The sequence below is a fragment of the Paenibacillus sp. genome, assembly GCF_031177825.1.
In the GTDB taxonomy this organism is placed as follows: domain Bacteria; phylum Bacillota; class Bacilli; order Paenibacillales; family YIM-B00363; genus Paenibacillus_AE.
Genome location: NZ_JAPSKE010000003.1, coordinates 112,880 through 135,458, shown reverse-complemented (window position 1 = coordinate 135,458; position 22,579 = coordinate 112,880). Strand labels below are relative to the sequence as shown.

The window sequence follows — 22,579 nt, the reverse complement described above, 5'->3', positions numbered from 1 at the left end:
TCACCAATAGGCCCTTGTCATGCCTGACAGCCTCGCGACCGACTCGGCGAAATAATAGTCCGCGAACGGGAAGGAACAATCCAAATCCCCGCCCATCTTTCTCGAGCCGCATGCGTGCAAGATCAAGCCTTGCTCCTCCGGAAGCTCCCGCGAGGAGTAATGATTCCATAAACTCGCGAGCGTGCGCTCCGCGTACCGCTCCAGACGGCTGCGATCCTCGCCTTCCCCCAGATGGCTCGCCAATTCGAGGATGCCGGCTACGGCGATCGTCGCGGCCGACGAATCGCGCGGTTCACCTTCCTTCGAGGGAATCGAGAAATCCCACATCGGAATGCCATCCTCCTCGACCCGCTCCATAAAAGCCTTGGCGGTGCCAAGCGCGATGTCCAGGTATCTTCGGTTTCCGGTGTATCGGTAGGCGTATGCGTAGCCGCCGATCGCCCAAGATTGCCCGCGCGTCCAGCAAGATTCATGGTCATAGCCTTGCGCGGTGCGACCGTATTTCGGTTCCCCGGTGTCGGGTTCGAACACGTAGGTATGGTAAGTCGTGTAATCGGGCCGAATCATCGTCGCTGCGCATGTATCCGCATGCGCCACCGCCGTCTCGCGGAACGCATCGTCCCCCGTCTGTTCCGCCGCCCAAAACAACAGCGGTAAATTATACATGCAATCAATAATGATCCGCCCTCGATTTTCCTCGCTGAACGCTTGCCCGGGCTTCCACACGTTCCAGGCTTGGATAAACTTCCCCTTGGGGTTAAATCGAGCTCTGAGCGCTTTGGCCGAATCCAGAGCGATCTTTCTGGCGTCTACGTTGCCGGTAAGTTTATAATCCGCGATGAACGACAACTGATAAAGAAAGCCGGTATCGTGATCGAGGGTCTCCGGATGCTCGTATAGCCGCTTGATAAAGCGATGGCGCGACGCTCTGGCGACCTCGGCGAATGCGCGGTCGCCGGACATCTCGAAGCAGAGCCAATTGAGCCCCGTCCAGAACCCCCCGACCCAAAACCCGTCCTCGGCGAAGGAATAGCGTCCGTTCTGAGTAGATACCGGAAGACGGTCCCCGAACAAGCGGCCATTGTTCGCCGTCTTATTGATGATGAATGCTCTCATCTCGGAAAGCGGCAGCATGCGAATCCCCTACTTTCATAAAATTTAACGCAACGAGGCGGCGGAGACGATCCCGTTGCCTCATCGGTCGGCGCTTACCCGGAGCAAGATCGTCTTGATCTCGTAGGGCTCTATAAAGAAGCGGACAGGAGCCTCCCGTAGGCAGGAAGGTTCGGAGACTCTTTCCATCAGATCGGTTTCCTGCCAGCCCGCGAGGACGGTATCGCTGCAGAGGGTAACCCACCCTCGCCTTCCCGTGTATTCATGCACTCGTACGAACAGGTCGTCGCCGTCCTCAGCCTTCTTGACCGCATCGATAAACACATGATCGCCATCGACGGACAGCAGCGAAAATCCTTTCGCGGCCGGCTTGCCTTCCAAGAAGGCAAGCGGGTTGTTCAAGTGCCAGGCGGCCTGCATCGTTCCTCCCTGCACCCAGTCCCCTACATGCGGCAGCAGCGCATAGACGAAACGGTGTTCGCCTTGATCGGCATGCGGGTCGGGTACCATAGCGGATTTGATTAACGACAGTCGCAGCACATTGTCCTTGATATCGTAGCCGTATTTACAGTCGTTCAATAGGCTGACCCCGTAGTCTCGTTCCGATAAATCGGCCCATTGATGGCCCACGCTTTCGAAGCGCCCATAATCCCAGCTCGTATTCCAATGCGTCGGGCGCGTCACATTGCCGAATTGAATGTCGAACGTGGCGGCATGGGCATGGATGCTTACCGGGAATGCAACTTTAAGCAGCTGACGCTGTTCGTGCCAGTCCACATGCGTGTCGAAATCGATACGCCGATCGTCGGCATACAAGATCATTCGTTGGCGAATGCGCGAGCTTCCGTACGACCATTCCATGCCGATGACCGCGCGTACCTGCCCTGTCTCTACGACCTGGATGGAGACCGCTTGATCGATCACCCGCATCTTCTCCTGGTAAAAGATGTCGATATCCCATGCCTCGTGCCTTCCCTTGGGTTTGTCCTCGAACACTTGGAGCACATTGCCGGCTTGACCGGGCGCAAGCACATGCCGCCTCGCAATACGGTCGTACAAATTTGCGAGCTGACCGGATTCATTCCACTCCAGCTCGTAGAAGGGCGTCCGGAACCCGTTCGGCAATCGTGCGAAGGGATCAATTCCGGTTGTGCCTTCGTCATTCGCTCGAATCGATCGATGAATCGCCGCAACCCCCATGGACGGGACGTCGACGACCCGAATCGTCCACATCCCGTCATTCCGTTGCGCGGGAAGCGGGTTCCCCTCCCCGTCGCGCCAGACGACGTCTTCCATCCCAGCTTCGACCGGAATGGAGACGAGATCCGTTCTCTCCCAAGGCGCGCTGTTGAAAATCGTGAACGTACCGGCGCTCCTCGCCGTCAAGGCGCGCGCCGACCGAGACCATGCCGCATCGGCCAGCCCGAACGCCTCCGCGTATTCCGCGCGGCAGTCCTCGTACACTTCCCCGATCGAGGAGCCTGGGATAATGTCATGGAATTGATTGCGCAGCAGGATCATCCAGCTCCGATCCAGCTCCTGCTTCGGGTAAGACGCCATGCTTCCTTGCTGCACGCCCGCGAGGACGGATATCCATTCCGTCTCGCGAAGCCGCAGCTCCAGCTTGCGATTCGCCCGTTTGTTATAGGCCTGGCTTGTATACGTTCCGCGATGCAGCTCTAAATACAGCTCTCCGTTCCATGTATGCACGTAACGATCCGTGGACGCGACCGTCTCCTTCAAGCGATCGAAATACGCATCCGCCCTCCCCGGCGTCACGTGCGGCAAGCCCGGCATCGCCTCCAGACGCCGGCGAAGCTCCAGCATCTCCCGGTTCGCGCCTCCGCCCCCGTCGCCGTACCCGTAAGCGAGCAGCAGCTCCCTGTTGATCTCCTTATCGCGATACGCGTCCCAGATGCCTACGACCGACTGCGGAGTCACGGCCCCGTTATACGTATAATAGAAAGCGCCCTCCTCCGCCCCGGGATCCGGCGTCGTAATGAAGTGAGTCAGAATTTCGCTGCCGTCGATCCCTCGCCATAGGAACGTATCATGCGGCATTCGGTTGTATTGATTCCAGCTGATCTTCGTCGTCATAAACGCTTCGATTCCGGACTTCAGCAAAATCTGAGGCAGCGCCCAGCTATAGCCGAATACGTCGGGCAGCCACAAATATCGGCATTCTACGCCGAACTCCTCTCGGAAAAACCGCGTTCCGTACAGCAGCTGCCGCACCAACGATTCTCCGGACACGAGGTTGCAATCCGCCTCGAGCCACATCGCCCCGCCGGCTTCCCATCGGCCTTCGCGAACGCGCTCCCGGATTTGCTCGTATATGTCCGGATAATCGGACTTGATGTAGGCATAAAGCTGCGGCTGCGTCTGAAGAAACACATATTCCGGGTACTGCTCCAGAAGTCGCAATGCCGTGGAAAAGGAACGAGCCGCTTTCTCCCGCGTATGCTTCAGTCGCCACAGCCAAGCCACATCGATATGCGTGTGGCCGATGCATTGCACGTGGACGGCATGATGCTTCGACATCTTCGCAAGCGCTCCGCGGAGGAGCTGCCGGGCTTCCTCGATCGAGGCATAGAAGTCGTCCGAGCCGGGCGCCGACCAATCGATCCGCAGGAACGCGCGGTCGAGCGCCGACAACAGCTCATGGCGTTCCGGCTGCCGTTCGTCCAACACGCGAACCGTATCCAGCAACGCACGCGCCGTAAAATAGAGATCGTCGGTCGCCTCGTCGAGCCAGCAAAGCGAGGCTCTGCGAATCGTATGCTCGATCGGCGCCGCCTTCCCGTACCCGTTCAGGCCCGACCACAACCGGAAATGGAAGACTGCCTTCCCGCCGGTCGGCTCCGCAGGGAGAAACACCTCCTGATGGTACGAATCCACCCCTTGGTACGGCCGCCCGTTCAAGAACAATAAGGACTCGAAGCCGCTGTTCCCCCCGCCGCCCGTCGATCCGAAGTCGAACCGTCCGAGTACCCGCTTCCCTTGCCACTCCGCCGGAATATCGGTTTGATACAAGAGCCATACATATTTGTCCCGGCCGACCCATCGATCTCCGATTTGGATCTCCTGCCATGGTCCGTCCTCTGGCGGGTAGCTCCCCACCGCGCCTACGGGGTCTTCCTTCATCCGCATGTCCGTCGCTTCTTTTTCGCCTCGGTATCGAAATGCCTCCAGTTCATGAATTCGCGCGGCGAGTTTTTCCTTCGTCCATAACATGACGGATCCCCGTCCCTTCACTCGTACAAATGAAAGTCCCCCGGCGGATTGAACCCGCGCCGAGGGCTTTTTGATTTTCATTCAGGGTTACAGCAACGACCCCAGTTCGTCTAGCATCGCCAGAAGCCGAGACTTCAGCGCTGTCGCGCCGAATTTAAGCGGAAGCATCGCCTCTGCGGTAGGATCGGCGTTGCCGGCCGAGTTGGGCAGATCGGAAAGAAATCGTACGCCGTTATTTTACTGCTCGCTCGTACGCCGATTGGTGAATCGCAACCAGCTCGTCGACGCCCAGATCCTTCAGCCGCTGATGGTAAGCGTCGTACCCCTCTTCGACGGATTCCGCGCCGAGCGTCCACTTCTGCACCGTCTCTTCGACGAACGTCTTAATGCCGGGGTAGACGCGGTCGTAAACTTTTTGTTCTTCCGGCGTGAAAATGATTTTCGGGAACTGTTCCATGTAATAGTTGTTGGCGTCGTACATCTCAATCCCCTTGGCCGCGACCGGATTCAGCCATTGCTTCTCGTATTCGAAATCCTGATGGAACCCGAACTGCAGCTGCGCCCCGATTTCCAGCAGCTTGTTGGTTACATTCCCGCTGTCGATCAGCTCTTGCATAAACTTCGGCTTTCCGTCGACCATCGCGTACGTTACGCCCTCGATGCCGAAGTTCTCCAGACGGCGTCCTTCTTCGGTGAACCAGAAATCGAAGTATTTCATCGCGACTTCCGGATTTGCGACCTTGCTGGACAAGCCCCAACCGTTCGTACCGACGTAATCCCGCTTCGTCTCTTCCTTCTTCACGCCGTTCACGTCGGCCGGAGGCGCCATGACTTGAAGGTTGAAACCGGGCACCGTGTCCTTCAGCTTGTCATTGTATGCGGCCGTGCTGCCGAACCAGAAATGAACGGAGCCGCCGAGATTGTCGCCGAACAGCACATCGCGTCCCGATCCCCCGCGCGTAAAAATCTCCTTGTCGATTAACCCTTCCGCATACCACTTGGCGATGTTGGCCATGCCTGTCTTGAAAGCCGGTTCATTCGGACCGTAGTAGACCTTGCCGTCTTTCGCATAAAAGCCGCCCTTGGAGTCCCAATACGGAAGAAGCTCCATGACGCTCCAGAGGCCCGACACGCCGAAGAACGGCACTTCGTCCTTCTCGCCGTTCCCGTTCGGATCCTGCTCCCGGAACGCTTTCAGCACGTTGTAATAATCTTCGATCGTCTCTGGCGCCTTCAAGTCCAGCTTATCGAGCCAATCCTGACGGATAAACCAGCCCTGCGCCGGGTTGCCGTCCGGTACGAACGGAATCCAATACAAATTGCCGTCCGGCGCCGTCGCGAAGGACAGCACCTCAGGGTGCTCGTCGAAAAACTTCTTAAGGTTCGGCGCATGGTCCATGTATTCGTTCAATGGAAGGAAGGCGCCTTCTTGCCCGTAACGGACGAAGTTATCTTTGTTGGTCATGACAATGTCGGAAATTTCTCCGGAGGTCATCATCAGGTTGAACGCTTCTTTGCCGTCGGTCATCGAGGGCGGAATGGTTCCGTTGAGCGTCACATTCGTTAGCTCCGCCGCTCTGACGAACACGGGCCATGTCTTATCGAACGGCTTGCCGCCGTACAGCAGGTGGATGGATAACTCCGCTGGAGTTTCACTTGCTAGGAAGGTAGGCGCCTCGGCTTGAGGGGCATCCGCAGCCGGAGCAGGGGTCTGCGCCTCTTGCTCTTCTTGCTCCGCTGGCTTCGGTTGCTCTGCGGTTTGTTGGCCCTGCTGTCCCGGAGAGCAGGCGGAAGCGAGCAGCGCCAACGCCATGACAAGGCAACCAGTCGTGACGAACCTTTTGTTCTTGAAATCCATTTTGGACCCAACCTTTCTCATCGATAATTAGTAGAGATCATTTTACAGCTTTCCGAATCGTTCGACACTTTTTTCCGCCGGCCATGGCATCCCTCCTTTCGCGGCAGCCCTCAGGTTTAGATCCGTTATTCCTTTAACGAGCCGATCATCATCCCCTGCGCAAAATACTTCTGGATGAAAGGATAGAGAACGACCATCGGAAGGATGGCGACCACGATCGTGGCGTAAATGACCGTCTCTTGCGACACGGATACGGTCTGTACGCCTGTCGTCTGCAGCATCTCCTCGCTGATTTTCATCTCTACGATCAACTTATTGAGCAGAACCTGCAGAGGAATCTTCGACTCGTCGGTTAACAAAATCATCGACCAGAAGTAACCATTCCACCGGCTGATCGCGTAGAACAGCCCGACCGTCGCTAACGCGGGCTTGGACAGGGGCAAGTATACGTTCCATAAGATTTGCCAATCCGAGCCGCCATCCATCTTGGAAGCTTCTTCAAGCTCTTCCGGTATGGACTGGAAGAAGGTTCGCATGATTATGACAAGAAATGTAGAGATCGCAAAGGGAAGGATAATGCCCATCCGTGAATTGAGCAGGCCCATCTCCCGCAGGTTCAAATAGAAGGGGATCATCCCGGCATTAAACATCATCGTGAAGACGATGAATAGACCGAGAAATCTTCTCCCGCGCAGACGCTTCTTCGATAACGGATACGCCCCGGCAATCGACAACGCCATGCTGACCAAGGTTCCGAAGAACGTGTAATAGATCGTATTGGCGTATCCGATCCAGATGCCCCGCTCGCTCAACACCCTCTCATAAGATTCGAAGTTGACGCCTAGCGGAAACAATAGCACTTTCCCGGTCTTTACTGCGTCCGCCGAGCTGATCGAAGCCGATAAAACATATAAGAACGGGTAGATACAAGCGGCTGCCAGCACAGCTAGGATGAAATAGTTACATACGGCAAACCATTTTTCGCCGACCGATTGTGTCATCTTCGTCCACCTACCATAATCCGTTTTGCGTCAGTTTGTTGCTTAATCGGTTGGCGGCGATGATCAGGATGAAACCGACCAACGAGTTAAACAGACCGACGGCTACCGACAAGCCATACTTCATCTCTTGAATCCCGCTTCGATACACATAGGTGCTGATGACGTCCGCCGTTGCGTACGTCGCGGGTTGGTACAGCAAGATGATCGTCTCGTAGCTGACATCGAGCAGGTTCCCGATGGCGAGGATCAGCATGATGGAGACCGTCGGCCAAATGCCCGGAAGCGTAATATGCAGCGTCTGCTTCCACCGATTCGCGCCGTCGATCACAGCCGCTTCGTAAAGCTCCGGATTGACGGCGGACAAGGCGGCCAAGTAGATAATGGCGTTAAAGCCGACATCCTTCCAAATGCCCATGCCGATGAATATCGTCCGGAAATAGTCCGGGTTGACCAAGAAGTACTGCCTCTCCCCTCCGAACAACGCGATGAAGTGGTTCACGATCCCAGTCGTAGGAGCGAGGAAGTTCGTTACGATGCCCGCCACCACGACGACGGAGATAAAGTGCGGCAAATAGGTCAAGGTTTGGACCCAACGTTTAAACACGCGATTGCGCACCTCGTTCAACAGCAGCGCCAGGATAATCGGCGCGGGGAAGGCGAAGATCAGACTGTAAAAGCTGATCATGACGGTGTTGATTAAGGTTCGCGAAAAATAGGGACTGTTAAAGAACAGCTGGAAATTTTCGAATCCTACCCACGGACTGTCCGCAATGCCTCTGAAGACGCTATAGTCTTTAAATGCGATGACGAGCCCGTACATCGGCTTATACAGGAACACGATATACCACAGGACGAACGGGATCAGCATGAAATACAGCCTGCGATCGCGCAACAAATCTTTAATCAACCGACGAAACATTAGGTCCTTATTTGCGGGTAACTGCGATACATTCACTTGATTTCTCCCTCTCTATATTTTGGTTCTCTCTGGCGGCGCTTCACACGCTCAAATTTATGGGAAACGCTTGCAGAAGTATATATACATTCTTTCTACGGATTGCGGTTTATTCACGCCTCCGAAGAAAGCGCAATCATCGCGAAGAAACGCAATTTTAGCGTGCGCAGACAAAAGAAAAAGACGCATTGCGTTCATGCGTCTTCGCGTTATTCTTGATTTTTGGCGTATGCTCCAGGCGAGGTGCCCTCGTACTTTTTGAACATCCTTATGAAGGTGTATACATTGTTGCAACCGACCCTGAACGCCACTTCGTTGACCTTGGCGTTCTTATCGTTTTCAAGAATTTCTTTCGCGACCCGAATCCGATGTTTATTTAAATAATCTTTAAAGTTCTCTTTGGTGTACTGCTTAAACATCGTGCTGACGTAGCCTGGAGAAAGATTGAGATGTTCCGCTACGTCGGCTAACGAAATGTCCTTCGAATAATGCTCGCGGATAAATTCTACCATCCTGTCGGCTTGCGAATGAGCAAGCTGTTCCTTCTCTTCGCTCATGAGCGAAAGCAGCTGATCGAAACAATCGAATACGCGTTGCTTCAGCTCTTCCTTCGTGCTGCATTTCAGAAATTCCTGATATAACGAAATCCCCTTGCCGAGCTGCAATTCGCTAGGCTGCTGCACATGCTGCAAAATTCGATTCACCGTCGTTACGAGTCCCAGCAATAGTTGCTTCATCGCATCGCTATCCGGAGAATCCTCCTTGCCCAAGTTGCGCTCCAAGATATAATCGAGCGCGGACATGGCCGGTTCGCGCTTGCCGCGAACGATATGATCGACGATCTCGCGTTCCTTGTCCATCGGGAAATAATATTGGTCCTTCGAAAGCACGCTTACATCTTCGATCACGAGGAACGGTCGTTGATCGAGAGGAAAGCGCTGCTCCATGATGTACTCGGCTTCTTTCATCGAGTGATGAATGTGCGCGAGGGAAGGCGCGACGGATCCGATCGCCGCGGCCAACCGAACGTTGAACTGCTTTTCCAATTGCACGAACAGAGCGGAGCCGACTTTCCGGAACTCCGGTACATCCGAATGCTTCACGATCATCACAAAGCGCTTATAGTCCCACTCCAACAACTCGTACTCCATATGCTCCTGGAAGGCGGATGCGATCGATTCCATGATTTGAGCGCGAATCAAGGAGATGCCTTCCTCCGAATACGCCTCGACCCATTCGGAATAGTTGACCATCTCGATAAAACAAACGTTCGACCCTTCGTTCGAAATCAGAGTACGGTATTCGGAGGAATCCGGTTGCGTTCCTTCGGCCTGCGCAAGCCCGTTCAACAGGTCGCGCAGCCATTTGACCCTTAGCGGCACCGTGTACTGCTCCAGTGTCTCTCGCAATCTTTCATTGTCGGTACGGATTCGGGAGGCCGTCTCTTGAACGAATTGTAAGTCATCTTTGGTGGGGGATTGCTTCTCATAGCCTCGAAATACAGCGACCAGCTCCCGAATCGGCACATAGGCCCGATTCGTGGCGAAGAACGTAAGCAAAATCCCGGCCGCGGCGAACAGCACATACATCGGCAGCGCTCGCCACAGGATATCGGAAACCCGGTCCCGCACGGAGTTATTCGGTGTGAAGTATACATACTTCCAACTCGGCATCATCGTCGACGACACATAGCGAACTGTATACCCGGATAACGAAAGCTTGGAAAACGATGTGTCGAAAAACCTTGCTTGACCGATTTTTTGCAAAAGGCTTGCATCCAGAAGGCGGTAAAGGCTCGGCTGCGAGGCGTTCAGCGCCACGATCCCGTCCGCTTGTACGATGCCGAAGCTTTCATCCTGCCCGGCTTGCACGACCGGAAGGAAGTATTCGGTTTCGAACGTGAGAAAAAATACGACCGTCGACCCGTTGGTCAGCCGAACCTTCCGAACGATCGTCATAAACGGTTGCTCGGCTTGCTCTTGCCCTTGAAGCAAGATGAGATCGCTGCTAGAGGAAGGCTCCTCCATGAACCGCTCGACCTGTCGGATGTGGTCCTCGGTGAATTCGATCTCCTGGTAGTACCTTTGTTTGTCCGTCGACTGCGCCGTGGTGATCACGATCTTCTCCTGCGGTTTGGTGACGGCCACTCGGAACCCAAATTGGGAAAAGGGAGCCGCATCGCTCCGGATCATCTGATACAATTTCGTTACGTTATAATAGTCGATGGTTGCATTGGCGCCGAATTCCAGCAGCTCGCTGTCGATGGAAAGCTGCGAAATGACATTGTTCGCGACTTGAAGCTTCGTATCCATCCGCTCCTTCGCTTGTTCGAGGAAGGCAACATAAGAATGCTCCAATTGCAGATCGGTAATTTCATTGTCTTTATAAAATAAAAACCCTAAAACGATCAACGTATACGTAAAAATGATAAGGACGAACATGTATAACAGTTTTAGATAAAACCCTCTCTTTACCACCGAAAATGCCCCCCTTCAAACCGACAAACGACGACTGCGAGCCGCGACAAACCATCCTCGCGACTCGCAGCCGGTATATAATGAAAACTTACTGAACCGCGCCTAGTTGTAAGAATGACCCTGTCGCAGCATACACGACGAAGTGATCGAGCTGGGTAACTGCTTGCTGCTCCGTACGGAACAAATAATTGATTCCGACCGTTTGCTGGCTTCCGCCTTCAGGCGTGACGTATACGCTGTACGTGTGCGACACGACGTTAATATCCATAACGACACGATACCTCTTCCCCTTCTCGTAAGGAATGGAAGTAAGCGCGTTGTACGCGGAGCCGTTGCGAGCATCGATGACGCCGCCCGGGCCGAATCGGACTACCGCAGCGGCTTCGCTGTAAGCATCGACGGTTCCCGATCCGAACCCAGCGATTCCGTTCACCGCGTCCGACAACGGAATGATGTCGAATGCAACCTGGAACGTGCCGTTCTTCGGTGCGATCGCTTGATTCTGCCAGGTCGTATTCGCCGTCATATGCGGATCGTCGCTGACGACGAACAACACTTCGCCGGAATTCGAGGACAGCCCGTCATCGTCAAAGACGACGGCCGATAACGTATATATGCCCTCCGCCAGATTCGGAATCGTCATTCCGAATGGCGCCGCCGTGGATTGGCCGATCGACTGTCCATTCAGCGTGTACTCCACCCTGCTTACGGAGCCGTCCGAATCTCTGGCGTTCACGTCGACGACCACATCGCCCCCAATCGGATGCACGCTTCCGACGATCGGGCTGTTGATCGTAACGAGCGGCGCGCTGCCGGAAGGCGTCCCCTGGAATTCATAGGCGCCGATATCGACGGCGCTGCCCGTCGGACGCGGATTGCCCTCTAAATCAAAGGTAAAGCCGACCGGACCGCCGGTATTGATCGCCGGGGAATCGGAACGCAGATGGTAATCCAACTGCGCCGGATTCACGAACCGCGGATCCAGCCCGATAATATCGTTCGGTCCTACATTGGGAGGGACCGGAGCCTGAAAGACAAGGTTGTAATCCATCTCCGCCGTCGCTCCGTCCCGAACGTCATAGCTCGACGTCGTCGAATTCATAATAATATTGTTCCGAATTTTTCCGGTGCCGCCGATGCCGTAGAATACAACACCATTAAAACCGTTCGCCGCTCCCGCGTCAAATACATTGTTTTCGACAATCATATTCGGAATGCCGCCGTTCGTCTTCCCGGCGAGCATCCCCCATGAGGAGTAATTGGAGAAAATATTATTGCGCACCGTCCAATCGGATATGTAGAAGATTCCGCTAGGCGCGTTCGCATCGTTCTCCAGGAGGATGCCTTGCCGGTAGAATCCATGAAATCTGTTGTTTTCAACTAATACGTTCTGTACAGGAATATCCACGTCGTCCCAAGACTGAATCACATCCGAGTGCACGGGCTCGATCTCGCTTGCGATCGTACCGTGGAGGAAATTATCCCGGATGATGACGTTGGAACCGAACACTCGGAACGCGTCGCCGAGCGGCTCGGTGCTGCCGTGCGCGTTGATTCGCTCGATCTCGTTCCGTTCCGCGACGGAATTGTCGCCTAACTCGATGCCGAAGAAGCAATTATAGATGTAGTTGTCGGCGGCATACCCGCTATTGCCGTTCCTGCCGTGCAAGCGGTCGAAATAAATGCCTCGTCCGCGGTAGTTTCGAATGTCCAAGCCTACGACTTCCACGTTCGGCTTCTTCACGAGCACAGCCGTCGCAGTCATAACATCCCCGCCCGGCAAAGCCCCGTCCATGTCGAACCCTTCCAGGCGCACATAGCTGGCATTAACATCGAAAATCCCTTTCACCAAAGCGTTGTCGCCTTCGGCGCGGAACACGATTTTATTCGAAGCCGTACCTGACTTCGTAATCCCAACCGTTTCTTCATAAATTCCGTCTCTTACGAGGATCAGATCCCCGGGCTGGGATGCGCTCGCAGCCGCTCCGATCGTCGTGTAAGCGCCGCCGGCTCCCGTCGGATCTACATACTTGACGTTCCCGCCGCCGTCGGCCGGCGTCGTTGCGCTTACGGCCGCGCTCGCCGTCGAGTCGTTCCCGCTGGCGTCGAAAGCGACGATATGGAACGTATAGGTCGTCGACGGACTTCCCGAGAATACGTATTGCGTGGAAGTCGTCGTGAACACTTCTACCCCGTCGGCGAAAATCGTATAGCCGGCTACGCCCACATTGTCGGCGGATGCTGACCAATTGAGTTCAATAGCGGTGGAAGAAAGCACCGTCGCCGTCAAGTTCGTCGGCGGCGTCGGCGGCTCCGTATCTCCGCCGCCTCCGCCGCCGTTGACGATCAGTTGCGGCGGGTTGGTGGCGTTCTCGCTGCTGTTGAATTTTATTAGGGCTTGCGTATCGTTTTCCAACCGTAGGGTCGCGACTTTATCGCCTGCGAATTGACTCTGGATGAACGAGGTGACGTCGACCTCGTAGAAGGCAGGACCCGTGACGACCGTAGCCGAACCCAATACGGTCGTCGGGGATACCGGCTTGTTCGCCCAAGTGATCGTGCTTTCGCTCCAGCTGTCGTTATCGACCGGATGCACGGTGAGCTGGGTAGGCGAACCTCCGCTAATAATAGAGCCGTACAATCGCAGTTTGGCGTCGACGACCTCCGTCAGCCCGGAAAGATCGAATTTCAAGTACCCGTATCGATCCCGGTCCGGATATTCTTTAATCTCCAAGGTATCCAACGAACCGTAATTTATTGTGTTTTGATATTGATACACGTGTGCATCCTCGGAAGCCGTAATCGTACCCGGCGAAGGAGTCGACTCGGTAACGAGCAGCTGGGGGGGATTGGAAGCGTTCTCGGAACTGTTCAATTGAATGAGCGCTTGGTTGTCGTTTTCCAAACGGAGGGTAACGATTTGGTCCCCAGTCAGTTCGCTCTGGACGAATGCGGTTACATCAATGTCGTAGTATGCAGGACCCGTGACGACGGTGGCGGAGCCGAGAACGGTCGTCGGGGATGCCGGCTTGGTCGCCCAAGTGATCGTGCTCTCGCTCCAACTGTCGTCCTCGACCGGATGCACGGTGAGCTGGGTAGGCGAGCCGCCGCTGATAATGCTGCCGTACACTCTGAGTACGGCCTGATCGGCGCCGGTCAGCGCCGACAGATCGAACTTGATGTATCCGTACCGGTCCCGGTCCGGATATTGTTTCACCTCCAAACTTGTTGCCGAGCCGTAATTCGTGTTGAATTGATACTGGTACACATGCGCGTCTTCCGATGCCGTTATCGCCACCGTCGGATCGGCGCTTACGAAGATCGGCGCGAATGTAAAGCATTGCATCACCATCGATGCCAAGGCTGCCGCTAGAACCATTCGACGTTTTCTCAACAAAGCTGTTCATCCTTTCTTCAAAGTAATAATAAGTGCAATCTTGCTTGCCGAGATGAAACCTCCCTACATTGGAATGTTCGGTGCATGAATCGCTTGAATGTAAGCGCCTTCACATGGACAGATTACAATGTCTATCCAAGGTCGTAAATGTACAATCCTTCGAATGATTGAAAGAATTGCGGAATCCGTAGAAACCGCAACGCCGGATGTTTTGACAATGACGGCATTCCTGATATCCGTAGGGCATACTTCGAATATTGTAAACAAAAAAACACCGGAATCCGGTGTTTACTTTAGAATCTCTATAAGTTCTTCATGGATGCGCCCGTTCGTCGCCGCGACGTCCCGCACGTGCAGCCCGTACGGTTCGCCGCGCATATCGGTCACACGGCCTCCTGCTTCATGGACGAGCAGCATGCCCGCCGCGATGTCCCACGCGTTCAGATTGGCTTCCCAGAAGCCGCTGAGCCGGCCCGCGGCGACATAAGCGAGGTGCAGCGCCGCCGAGCCGGCCGAACGGATGTTTCGCACCTTCGGCGCGACGGCCTCGATTTGCTTCAGCGCCAAGGGAAGCACGCGCTCCCGATCCGTCGGGAAGCCCGTGGCCACGAGGCTGTCTTCGAGCCGCTCCTCCGGCGAGACGCTCATGCGCTTGCCGTGCACGTATGCGCCCTTGCCCTTCTCGGCGACGAACAGCTCGTCGCGCGACGGATCGTACACGACGCCGACGATCACCTCGCCCCGATGGGCGAGCGCGATCGACACCGAGAAGAACGGCAGGCCGTGCACGAAGTTCGTCGTGCCGTCGATCGGATCGACGATCCACACGTATTCTTCGTCCTTCATCGCTTCGAGCGCAAGGCGGGACGCCTCCGCTCCCGGCTCGACGCCTTCTTCCCCGAGAATGGCGTGCGTCGGGAAATACGTGCGGATGATCTTGCGGATCAAGATCTCCGTCCCCTTATCCACTTCGGTCACCAAGTCGTGCATCGACGTCTTCACCTGCACGTTCAGCGATTGGCCGAGCTTGCTCTTCATATATTCCCCCGCCTTGGACGCCATGTTGACGGCGACGGCGGTGAACGATTTCCCGGTGACGGTATAGGTCTCCCGTTCGTAATTGTTCATTCGTCCTCTTCTCTCTCCTCGTAAAAAGCCATGCTTATCCCTATTATACGCCGAAAGCGGTAGATTCGTTTCGTCCTATAGCCCTCTACGATAAAAAGGTTCGCCGCCTGAAAGACGACGAACCGTCCTAGAATGTGGCTTGGCAAGCTTACACGCCGACGATGTTGTAGCCGTTGTCGACGTAGATCACTTCGCCCGTGATGCCGCGGGACAGATGGCTCATGAGGAACATCGCCGTATCGCCCACTTCCGCTTGCTCGGTCGTCCGACGCAGCGGCGCCTTCTCTTCGACCTGCTTCAGAATCGTGTTAAAGCCGCTGATGCCCTTGGCCGCAAGCGTGCGGATCGGACCGGCGGAAATCGCGTTCACGCGAATATTGCTCGGGCCGAGGTCGGCCGCGAGGTAACGGACGCTCGCCTCCAACGCCGCTTTGGCCACGCCCATGACGTTGTAGTTCTTCATCGCGCGCTCCGCGCCGAGATACGTCATCGTCATAATGCTGCCGCCTTCCGTCATCAGCGGATGCATGCGCTGCGCCACCGCCACGAGCGAATACGCGCTTATATCGTGCGCGAGCGCGAAGCCGGCGCGCGACGTGTCGACGTACATGCCCTCGAGCTCCTCCGTCTTCGCGAAGGCGATGCTGTGCACAAGACCGTGCAGCACGCCGCAGCTTTCCTTCACGAGCGCGGCGAGGGTATCGATTTCTTCGTCGACGGTCACGTTGCAAGGCAGCACCGTCGAGCCCGGAATCGTGTCCGCGAGCTTCTTGACGCGTTCTTCGACGCGTTCGTTCTCATATGTAAAGATGAGCCGAGCCCCTTGCCCGGCCAGCGACTGCGCGATCGCCCAAGCGATGCTTCGGTCGTTCGCGACGCCCATGACGAGAATATTTTTGCCGTTCAATAGAGGTTCCATTCCGGTTCGACTCCCTTTCGTGTACAAGCTTATTCCCGACTTCCAACGTAACCCAAGTTCTAGGGAAAAGCAAGAATGAAACGTGTCGAATCTCCGGAATTTTTCGACTTCGTCCGATGCGAATTACAACTCTACCGACGCGCCGTCGATACGCCGGACGCCGGGCTTCGCGACGATGTCCCGAACAAGGCGGAACAAGGCGTCGTCTTTCCGCTTCGCCTCGATCATTACGTCCAGGCGCGGCGTCGTCGGCGCCACGGTTCGCGCGAACGCGTAGAACGCTTCGACGTCGACGTAATCCGCGTGGCCGCGCGGATCGCTGTCGCTCTTCGGGCTCGAGACGTGAATCTTCGGGACGAGCAGCTCGTCCTCCCCGGGCGCTACGGCGACGGCTGCGCCTCCGCTCCCTTCCGGCTCTCCGCCGCCGAAGCCGGCTAACGCCGCGACCGCTCCGCGGGACGCGGCATAGCGTTCCTGTTCCGCGGCCCATGTGCTCTGAATTTCCTCCCACAGCGATTCGATCGTCTCTCCGTCGTTGTTGACCGCGTGGTGATGAATGTCGAGCACCATCGGCGCTCCTACGGCCTTGCAAGCCTCCAGCGTCTCCCGGGCGGTGAACGTCTTGTCGTCGTTCTCGAGCGTGATGCGGCGGCGAAGACGTTCCGGCAGCGCAGCGAATTGACGCACGAACCGTTCGTACGCTTTGGGTTTGTCGCCGTACGTCCCGCCGATATGAATGTTGCACTTATAGCGCTCGTCGAGCCCCATCCGCTCGAGCATGGCGACGTGCCACTCGAGATCTTGGACCGACTTCGCGAGCACGTCTTTGCGCAGGGTGCTTAGCACCGTGAAGTGGTCGGGGTGGAAGCTGAGCCGCATGCCGTTCGCCTTGGCATAGTCGCCAAGGGCGCGGAAGTCCGGCTCGAGCGCGTCGAGCGGGTTCCAACCCTCCAGCATCTCGTGCGTCAAGAGCGGCACGAGCTTGGAGGAGAGGCGGTACAGCTTGATCTGCTCGCCTCGGTTATGTCTTAAGAGCCGCAGCGTATTATGCAAATTTTCGGCGGCGATGCGCTCCAGCTTGCGGACGGCGGCTTCGCGGTCCGCGAGTTTCGCGAACTGCGTCGCCGTCATCGTCTTCGAAGGGGATGCGTTCTTGATGTGGACCGACATCGCCACATAGCCGAAACGGATGATCATGGCTCGGCGCCTCCTTGGTTTCTCGTCGTTCGCGGCGTTTGGGATTAGGGTGCCCGGCCGAAGGCCGAACCAACCGCGAGCGGCGCGCAAAGTAAGGAAGCCGCCCGAAGGCGGCGCGCATCTATTCGTCCGTATCGTACTTCGGGTTCCTTCGCTCCTCCCGCCGTTCGACCGCGAGCCGGATGAGCTCGTCGAGCAGCTCGCGATACGCGAGGCCGCTCTCCTTCCATAGCTTCGGGTACATCGAGAACGACGTCAACCCCGGCAGCGTGTCGATTTCGTTGACGAGCAGCTTCCCGTCGTCGCGCTTCAGGAAGAAGTCGACGTGCGACAAGCCCGAGCCCTCGATCGCTTGGAACGCGCGCACGGCCAGCTCCTGCGCTTCCTGCACGGTCTCGAGCGGCAGGTCCGCCGGAATCGTCATGACGGACTTGCCGTCCGCGTATTTCGCTTTATAGTCCAACGCGCCGGCCGCCGCGACGATCTCCCCCGGGACGGAAGCGCGAGGCGCCTCGTTGCCGAGCACGCTCACTTCGATCTCGCGGGCGTCCACGAACTCCTCCACGATCACCTTCCGATCGTACGAGAACGCCTCGCGAACCGCCTCGATCAGCTCTTCGCGGTTGCGCGCCTTGAATATTCCGGCGGACGCGCCCAGGTTCGCGGGCTTCACGAAGCACGGGTAGCCGAGGGACATCTCGATTTCCATCAGGAAATAGGAGCGGTCCCGCTCCCACTGCTTGCGCGTGAAATAACGGTACACGCATTGCGGCAGCCCCGCGGACGCGAACATCTTCTTCATGGCGACTTTATCCATGCCGACCGCCGTGGCGAGCACGCCCGCGCCGACGTACGGAACGTCCAGCATCTCGAGCAGCCCTTGGACGGCGCCGTCTTCTCCGAGCGTGCCGTGCAGCAGCGGGAACGCGACGTCCACCTTGGGCGCGGCGTAAGCCGCCGAAGGCGCGCCGGAGACGACGACGGGCTTCGACGAAGGGGCCGATGGGGCCGCCTCCGCCGACGGGGGAAGCGCCGGCTGAGGCTCCCCCGAAGACGGAGACCCGAACAGCGCCGCCCACGCCTCCGCGTTCACGCCCGCGGCGCCCCCTTGCTCGAACGTCAACCGCTTCTTATCGTCGACCGGGGCAAGCACTTGCGCGCCCATGCGCCATTCGCCGCTCTTAGTAATATAGAAAGGATACACCTCGTATTTATCGAAATCGATCTCGCCGATGACCGCCTTCGCCGTCGACAGCGAAGCCTCGTGTTCTCCCGATTTCCCCCCGTAAATAATGCCGATTCGAATCTTCTTCATGGAAACCTCCGTCGCGCATGAATTGGCGCGTTCAGAATCGATCTCGAATCCGGAAAAACCGGTATTCGGTCCGATCCGTCCACGCGTAGGAATCCCGGTAATCCCAGTACCGGGCGCGGCTGTTCGTCGTATGCGCGTTCACGAGCGGCATGCCCGAGCCGTCCGCGCCGGTGACGATCGCGCTGTGCTCGAACCGCCCGTCGCCGTCGAAGTCGTAGCAAATCACGTCGCCGATCGAGAGGTCCGCCGGATCGGCGGCCCGGTCCGCCGCCAGTCCCTCGTTCCGCCCCCCCATCAAATACCAATGCAGCGCATGCGCCACGGTCCAGCTATAACTCCAATGCTCGCGGTTGCCGGATCGGCCTCGGTACCACCAGCCCGATTCCCGGCCGGCGGAATAGGTCATGGGCGCCCCGCCGGCATATAGGCACTGTGACACATAATTCGTGCAATCGACGTCGAAGTGAATGAACTGCGGATTCGGTTCGTTCCAATGCCGCTCCGCGTAATCGCGAGCCGCCTCCCGGTCGTAGAGGCTCGCGCGCTCCCACCCTTCCGAATAGGAGCGCACCAACACGCGTTCGTTCAGGAACGGCGCGGTTCGCGCGCCCGGGGCGCCGTCGTCGCCGAATCCGCTCGCGGGGCCGCCGGCGTGGCGTTCTTGCACGATCGGCTCCGCTCGCGACACCGTCCAAGCGCCTTCGTCGGATCGCTGCAGCGTCACCCGCTCCCGATCGACGCGGTCCTCCGCATGCTCGACGCCTCTTGTCCGAACGTACACCGTCCGGCGAAGCTCGAGATCGGCGACGACCTCGCGCTCCCGCTCCCGCTCGCGACGGATGATCAATCGCGTATCGCAACCGAGCGGCTTCGCCCCCCGATCGGCGTACGACGCCGCGAGACGCCGAAGGCGGGCCCGCTCCGCGGGAAGAAGCGTCTCGACGGCGATCGGTTCCGTCTCCCTCGCGTTGGCGGCGCTGACATATTCAAACAATGCGGGCTTCCAAGACATGAAAGGGCCTCCTCCGAGAAAAATTATATGAATGGGGAACCCGAACGCACCATGCTGTACCGATATGTATATGCGTCCGCACGCTTCCGCATGAGGCAAATTTAGCCCTTTACCAACGCGGTCTTTGAAGCTATACTAAATGTAGTTGCAATAATGAAATCGAGTTTCATTCTGTGAAACACAAGGTTTCGTGAACGCATCATCATTCGAGAGAGAGGATGGGGCGCATTATGGCTAAACGCGACCATTACGCGGTACGCAAGACGCTCGCGGTAGGAAGCAACCAGTACCACTACTACTCGCTGAGCGATTTGGAATCGAAGTTCGAGGACGTCTCGAAGCTTCCGTTCTCCATTAAGGTGTTGCTCGAAGCGGCGATCCGCCAATTCGACGGCCGCGCCATCACGGAGGAGCACGTCGCGCAAATCGCGAACTGGGCTTCCAACAAAGACGACAACAAAGAAATCCCGTTCATCCCGTCGCGGATCGTGCTGCAGGACTTCACGGGCGTGCCCGTCGTCGTCGATCTTGCGGCGATGCGCGATACCGTGAAAAGACAAGGCGGCGATCCGAAGAAGATCAACCCGCTCGTTCCCGTCGACCTCGTCATCGATCACTCGGTCATGGTCGACGCGTTCGGCACGACGAACGCCCTCGAGTACAACCAGAAGGTCGAATTCGAGCGCAACGAAGAGCGGTACCGGTTCCTTCGCTGGGCGCAAACCGCGTTCGACAACTTCCGCGCGGTGCCTCCGGGCACGGGTATCGTTCACCAAGTCAACCTCGAGTACCTCGCGTCCGTAGCGGCGACCAAGAAGGTCGACGGCGACACCGAAGTATTCCCGGACTCCTTGGTCGGCACGGACTCCCATACGACGATGATCAACGGTCTCGGCGTCGTCGGCTGGGGCGTCGGCGGCATCGAAGCCGAAGCCGGCATGCTCGGCCAACCGCTTTATTTCGTAACGCCCGACGTCATCGGCTTCAAGCTGACGGGCAAGCTTGCGGAAGGCGCAACGGCGACCGACCTCGCCCTCACCGTTACGCAGATGCTCCGAAAGAAGGGCGTCGTCGGCAAGTTCGTAGAGTTCTACGGCTCCGGCCTCAGCTCCATCACGCTCGCGGATCGCGCGACGGTCGCGAACATGGCGCCGGAATACGGCGCGACGATCGGCTTCTTCCCGGTCGACGCCGAGACGCTGAATTACCTGCGCGGCACGGCTCGCTCCGAAGAGCAAGTCGCGCTCGTCGAAGCTTACTATAAGGCGCAAGGCATGTTCCGTACGGACAGCACGCCGGATCCGGTGTTCACCGACACGATCGAACTCGACCTCGGCACCGTCGTTCCGTCGCTCGCGGGTCCGAAGCGTCCGCAAGACCGGATCGAGCTGACGGCGATGAAGGAAACGTACAACAACATCGTCCGCACGCCGGTCGACAAGGGCGGATACGGCCTCAGCGAAGAGAAGCTGAGCGAAGTCGTCGACGTTAAGCACGAAGACGGCTCCGTATCCAAGATGAAGAACGGCGCGGTCGTCATCGCGGCGATCACGTCCTGCACGAACACGTCCAACCCGAGCGTTATGGTCGGCGCGGGCTTGCTCGCGAAGAAAGCGGTCGAGCGCGGCCTCACGAAGCCGGGTTACGTGAAGAGCTCCTTGACGCCGGGTTCCCTCGTCGTTACGGAGTATCTGAAGAACGCGGGTCTCGTCGAGCCGCTCGAGGCGCTCGGCTTCCACGTCGCGGGCTACGGCTGCGCGACGTGCATCGGCAACTCCGGCCCGCTGCCGGACGAAGTGCAAGCCGCGATCACGGATAACGACCTGACGGTCGCATCGGTCCTCTCCGGCAACCGGAACTTCGAAGGCCGCGTGCATCCGGCCGTCAAGGCGAACTACTTGGCGTCGCCGCCGCTCGTCGTCGCTTACGCGCTCGCGGGCACGGTCGACATCGATCTGTCTTCCGAGCCGATCGGCACCGACAAGAACGGCCAACCGGTCTACCTGAAGGACATCTGGCCGTCCTCGAAGGAAATCTTGGACACGATCAACGCCGCCATGAATCCTGGCATCTACGCCGCCAAATACAGCGACGTCTTCCGCGCGAATCCGCGTTGGAACGAAATTCCGGTCGCCGAGGGCGAATTGTACGAGTGGGACGACAACTCGACGTACATCCAGAACCCGCCGTTCTTCGAGAACCTCAGCGAGCAGCTGGACGACATCAAAGGGATTCACGGCGCGAAGACGCTTGCGCTGATGGGCGATTCCGTCACGACGGACCATATTTCCCCGGCCGGCAGCATCAAAGTCGATTCGCCTGCGGGCAAATATCTTATCGAGCACGGCGTGAAGAAGGAAGACTTCAACTCGTACGGCTCCCGCCGCGGCAACCACGAAGTCATGATGCGCGGTACGTTCGCGAACATCCGCATCCGAAACCAAGTGGCGCCGGGCACGGAAGGCGGCGTAACGAAATACTTGCCTACGGGCGAAGTGATGCCGATCTATGACGCCGCGATGAAATATCAAGCGGACGGAACGCCGACGGTCGTCATCGCCGGCAAGGAATACGGCACCGGCTCCTCCCGCGACTGGGCGGCGAAGGGCACGTTCCTCCTCGGCGCGAAGGCGGTCATCGCGGAGAGCTTCGAGCGGATTCACCGCTCCAACCTCGTCGGCATGGGCGTACTGCCGCTCCAGTTCGTCGAAGGGCAAAGCTGGAAGACGCTCGGCCTCGACGGCACGGAGACGTTCGAGATCGCCGGTCTGAGCAACGACGTGACGCCTGGCCAGACGGTGAAGGTGGACGTAACTCGCGCGGACGGCTCTTCCTTCTCGTTCGATGCGATCGTGCGCCTCGACTCCATGGTCGACGTCGACTACTACCGCAACGGCGGCATCCTGCAGACGGTTCTTCGTCAGCTGATGGCGTAATATCAAAGCAGTAAGACATGCCCTGCGTTCAGCGCTT

The 22,579-nt window shown here is 57.5% G+C and carries 13 protein-coding genes; 1 reads left to right on the top strand and 12 read right to left on the bottom strand.

The window, feature by feature from the left end:
* The 12 genes from RIN49_RS04790 to RIN49_RS04735 form a co-directional block, all read right to left on the bottom strand.
* Nucleotides 1-1,134, bottom strand: a complete 1,134-nt coding sequence (locus RIN49_RS04790) for a glycoside hydrolase family 88 protein (RefSeq protein WP_309119026.1) — start codon at nt 1,132-1,134, stop codon at nt 1-3.
* A 60-nt stretch (nt 1,135-1,194) separates the two neighbouring features.
* The gene (locus tag RIN49_RS04785) at nt 1,195-4,347 is read right to left on the bottom strand and encodes an alpha-mannosidase (RefSeq protein WP_309119025.1); all 3,153 of its coding nucleotides are present in this window, start codon (nt 4,345-4,347) and stop codon (nt 1,195-1,197) included.
* A gap of 232 nt (nt 4,348-4,579) precedes the next feature.
* Nucleotides 4,580-6,205: an extracellular solute-binding protein gene (locus RIN49_RS04780; RefSeq protein ID WP_309119024.1), complete on the bottom strand. Its 1,626-nt coding sequence runs from the start codon at nt 6,203-6,205 to the stop codon at nt 4,580-4,582.
* Nucleotides 6,206-6,330: 125 nt separating this feature from the next.
* Complete coding sequence (locus RIN49_RS04775) at nt 6,331-7,206, bottom strand: carbohydrate ABC transporter permease (RefSeq protein WP_309119023.1); 876 nt, start codon at nt 7,204-7,206, stop codon at nt 6,331-6,333.
* A gap of 10 nt (nt 7,207-7,216) precedes the next feature.
* Nucleotides 7,217-8,125, bottom strand: coding sequence for an ABC transporter permease (locus RIN49_RS04770; RefSeq protein ID WP_309119022.1), 909 nt, complete (start codon nt 8,123-8,125; stop codon nt 7,217-7,219).
* 245 nt (nt 8,126-8,370) lie between these two features.
* The gene (locus RIN49_RS04765) at nt 8,371-10,638 is read right to left on the bottom strand and encodes a helix-turn-helix domain-containing protein (RefSeq protein WP_309119021.1); all 2,268 of its coding nucleotides are present in this window, start codon (nt 10,636-10,638) and stop codon (nt 8,371-8,373) included.
* A gap of 88 nt (nt 10,639-10,726) precedes the next feature.
* Nucleotides 10,727-14,032 carry a CBM96 family carbohydrate-binding protein gene (locus RIN49_RS04760; protein ID WP_309119020.1) on the bottom strand — a complete coding sequence of 1,102 codons (3,306 nt, stop codon included), beginning with the start codon at nt 14,030-14,032 and terminating at the stop codon, nt 10,727-10,729.
* 291 nt (nt 14,033-14,323) lie between these two features.
* Nucleotides 14,324-15,163, bottom strand: a complete 840-nt coding sequence (locus RIN49_RS04755) for an inositol monophosphatase family protein (protein ID WP_309119019.1) — start codon at nt 15,161-15,163, stop codon at nt 14,324-14,326.
* Nucleotides 15,164-15,311: 148 nt separating this feature from the next.
* A complete protein-coding gene (gene fabI, locus RIN49_RS04750; protein ID WP_309119018.1) occupies nt 15,312-16,082 on the bottom strand; it encodes an enoyl-ACP reductase FabI in 771 nt (256 codons plus the stop codon).
* A gap of 123 nt (nt 16,083-16,205) precedes the next feature.
* The gene (gene uvsE, locus RIN49_RS04745) at nt 16,206-17,279 is read right to left on the bottom strand and encodes a UV DNA damage repair endonuclease UvsE (protein WP_309119017.1); all 1,074 of its coding nucleotides are present in this window, start codon (nt 17,277-17,279) and stop codon (nt 16,206-16,208) included.
* Between the two features lie 121 nt (nt 17,280-17,400).
* Nucleotides 17,401-18,594 (bottom strand): D-alanine--D-alanine ligase family protein, encoded by a 1,194-nt coding sequence (locus tag RIN49_RS04740; RefSeq protein ID WP_309119016.1) that lies wholly within the window; start codon nt 18,592-18,594, stop codon nt 17,401-17,403.
* Nucleotides 18,595-18,625: 31 nt separating this feature from the next.
* Nucleotides 18,626-19,606: an amidase domain-containing protein gene (locus tag RIN49_RS04735; protein ID WP_309119015.1), complete on the bottom strand. Its 981-nt coding sequence runs from the start codon at nt 19,604-19,606 to the stop codon at nt 18,626-18,628.
* A 230-nt stretch (nt 19,607-19,836) separates the two neighbouring features.
* Between RIN49_RS04735 and acnA the strand changes: the two genes are divergently transcribed.
* The gene (gene acnA, locus RIN49_RS04730; RefSeq protein ID WP_309119014.1) at nt 19,837-22,542 is read left to right on the top strand and encodes an aconitate hydratase AcnA; all 2,706 of its coding nucleotides are present in this window, start codon (nt 19,837-19,839) and stop codon (nt 22,540-22,542) included.
* Nucleotides 22,543-22,579 lie beyond the last annotated feature (37 nt).

What these genes read in the sequence shown, in the direction of transcription:
- RIN49_RS04790 (WP_309119026.1), bottom strand. Translation starts at nt 1,134, where the DNA reads ATGCTGCCGCTTTCCGAGATGAGAGCATTCATCATCAATAAGACGGCG.
- RIN49_RS04785 (WP_309119025.1), bottom strand. Translation starts at nt 4,347, where the DNA reads ATGTTATGGACGAAGGAAAAACTCGCCGCGCGAATTCATGAACTGGAG.
- RIN49_RS04780 (WP_309119024.1), bottom strand. Translation starts at nt 6,205, where the DNA reads ATGGATTTCAAGAACAAAAGGTTCGTCACGACTGGTTGCCTTGTCATG.
- RIN49_RS04775 (WP_309119023.1), bottom strand. Translation starts at nt 7,206, where the DNA reads ATGACACAATCGGTCGGCGAAAAATGGTTTGCCGTATGTAACTATTTC.
- RIN49_RS04770 (WP_309119022.1), bottom strand. Translation starts at nt 8,125, where the DNA reads ATGTTTCGTCGGTTGATTAAAGATTTGTTGCGCGATCGCAGGCTGTAT.
- RIN49_RS04755 (WP_309119019.1), bottom strand. Translation starts at nt 15,163, where the DNA reads ATGAACAATTACGAACGGGAGACCTATACCGTCACCGGGAAATCGTTC.
- fabI (WP_309119018.1), bottom strand. Translation starts at nt 16,082, where the DNA reads ATGGAACCTCTATTGAACGGCAAAAATATTCTCGTCATGGGCGTCGCG.
- uvsE (WP_309119017.1), bottom strand. Translation starts at nt 17,279, where the DNA reads ATGATCATCCGTTTCGGCTATGTGGCGATGTCGGTCCACATCAAGAAC.
- RIN49_RS04740 (WP_309119016.1), bottom strand. Translation starts at nt 18,594, where the DNA reads ATGAAGAAGATTCGAATCGGCATTATTTACGGGGGGAAATCGGGAGAA.
- RIN49_RS04735 (WP_309119015.1), bottom strand. Translation starts at nt 19,606, where the DNA reads ATGTCTTGGAAGCCCGCATTGTTTGAATATGTCAGCGCCGCCAACGCG.
- acnA (WP_309119014.1), top strand. Translation starts at nt 19,837, where the DNA reads ATGGCTAAACGCGACCATTACGCGGTACGCAAGACGCTCGCGGTAGGA.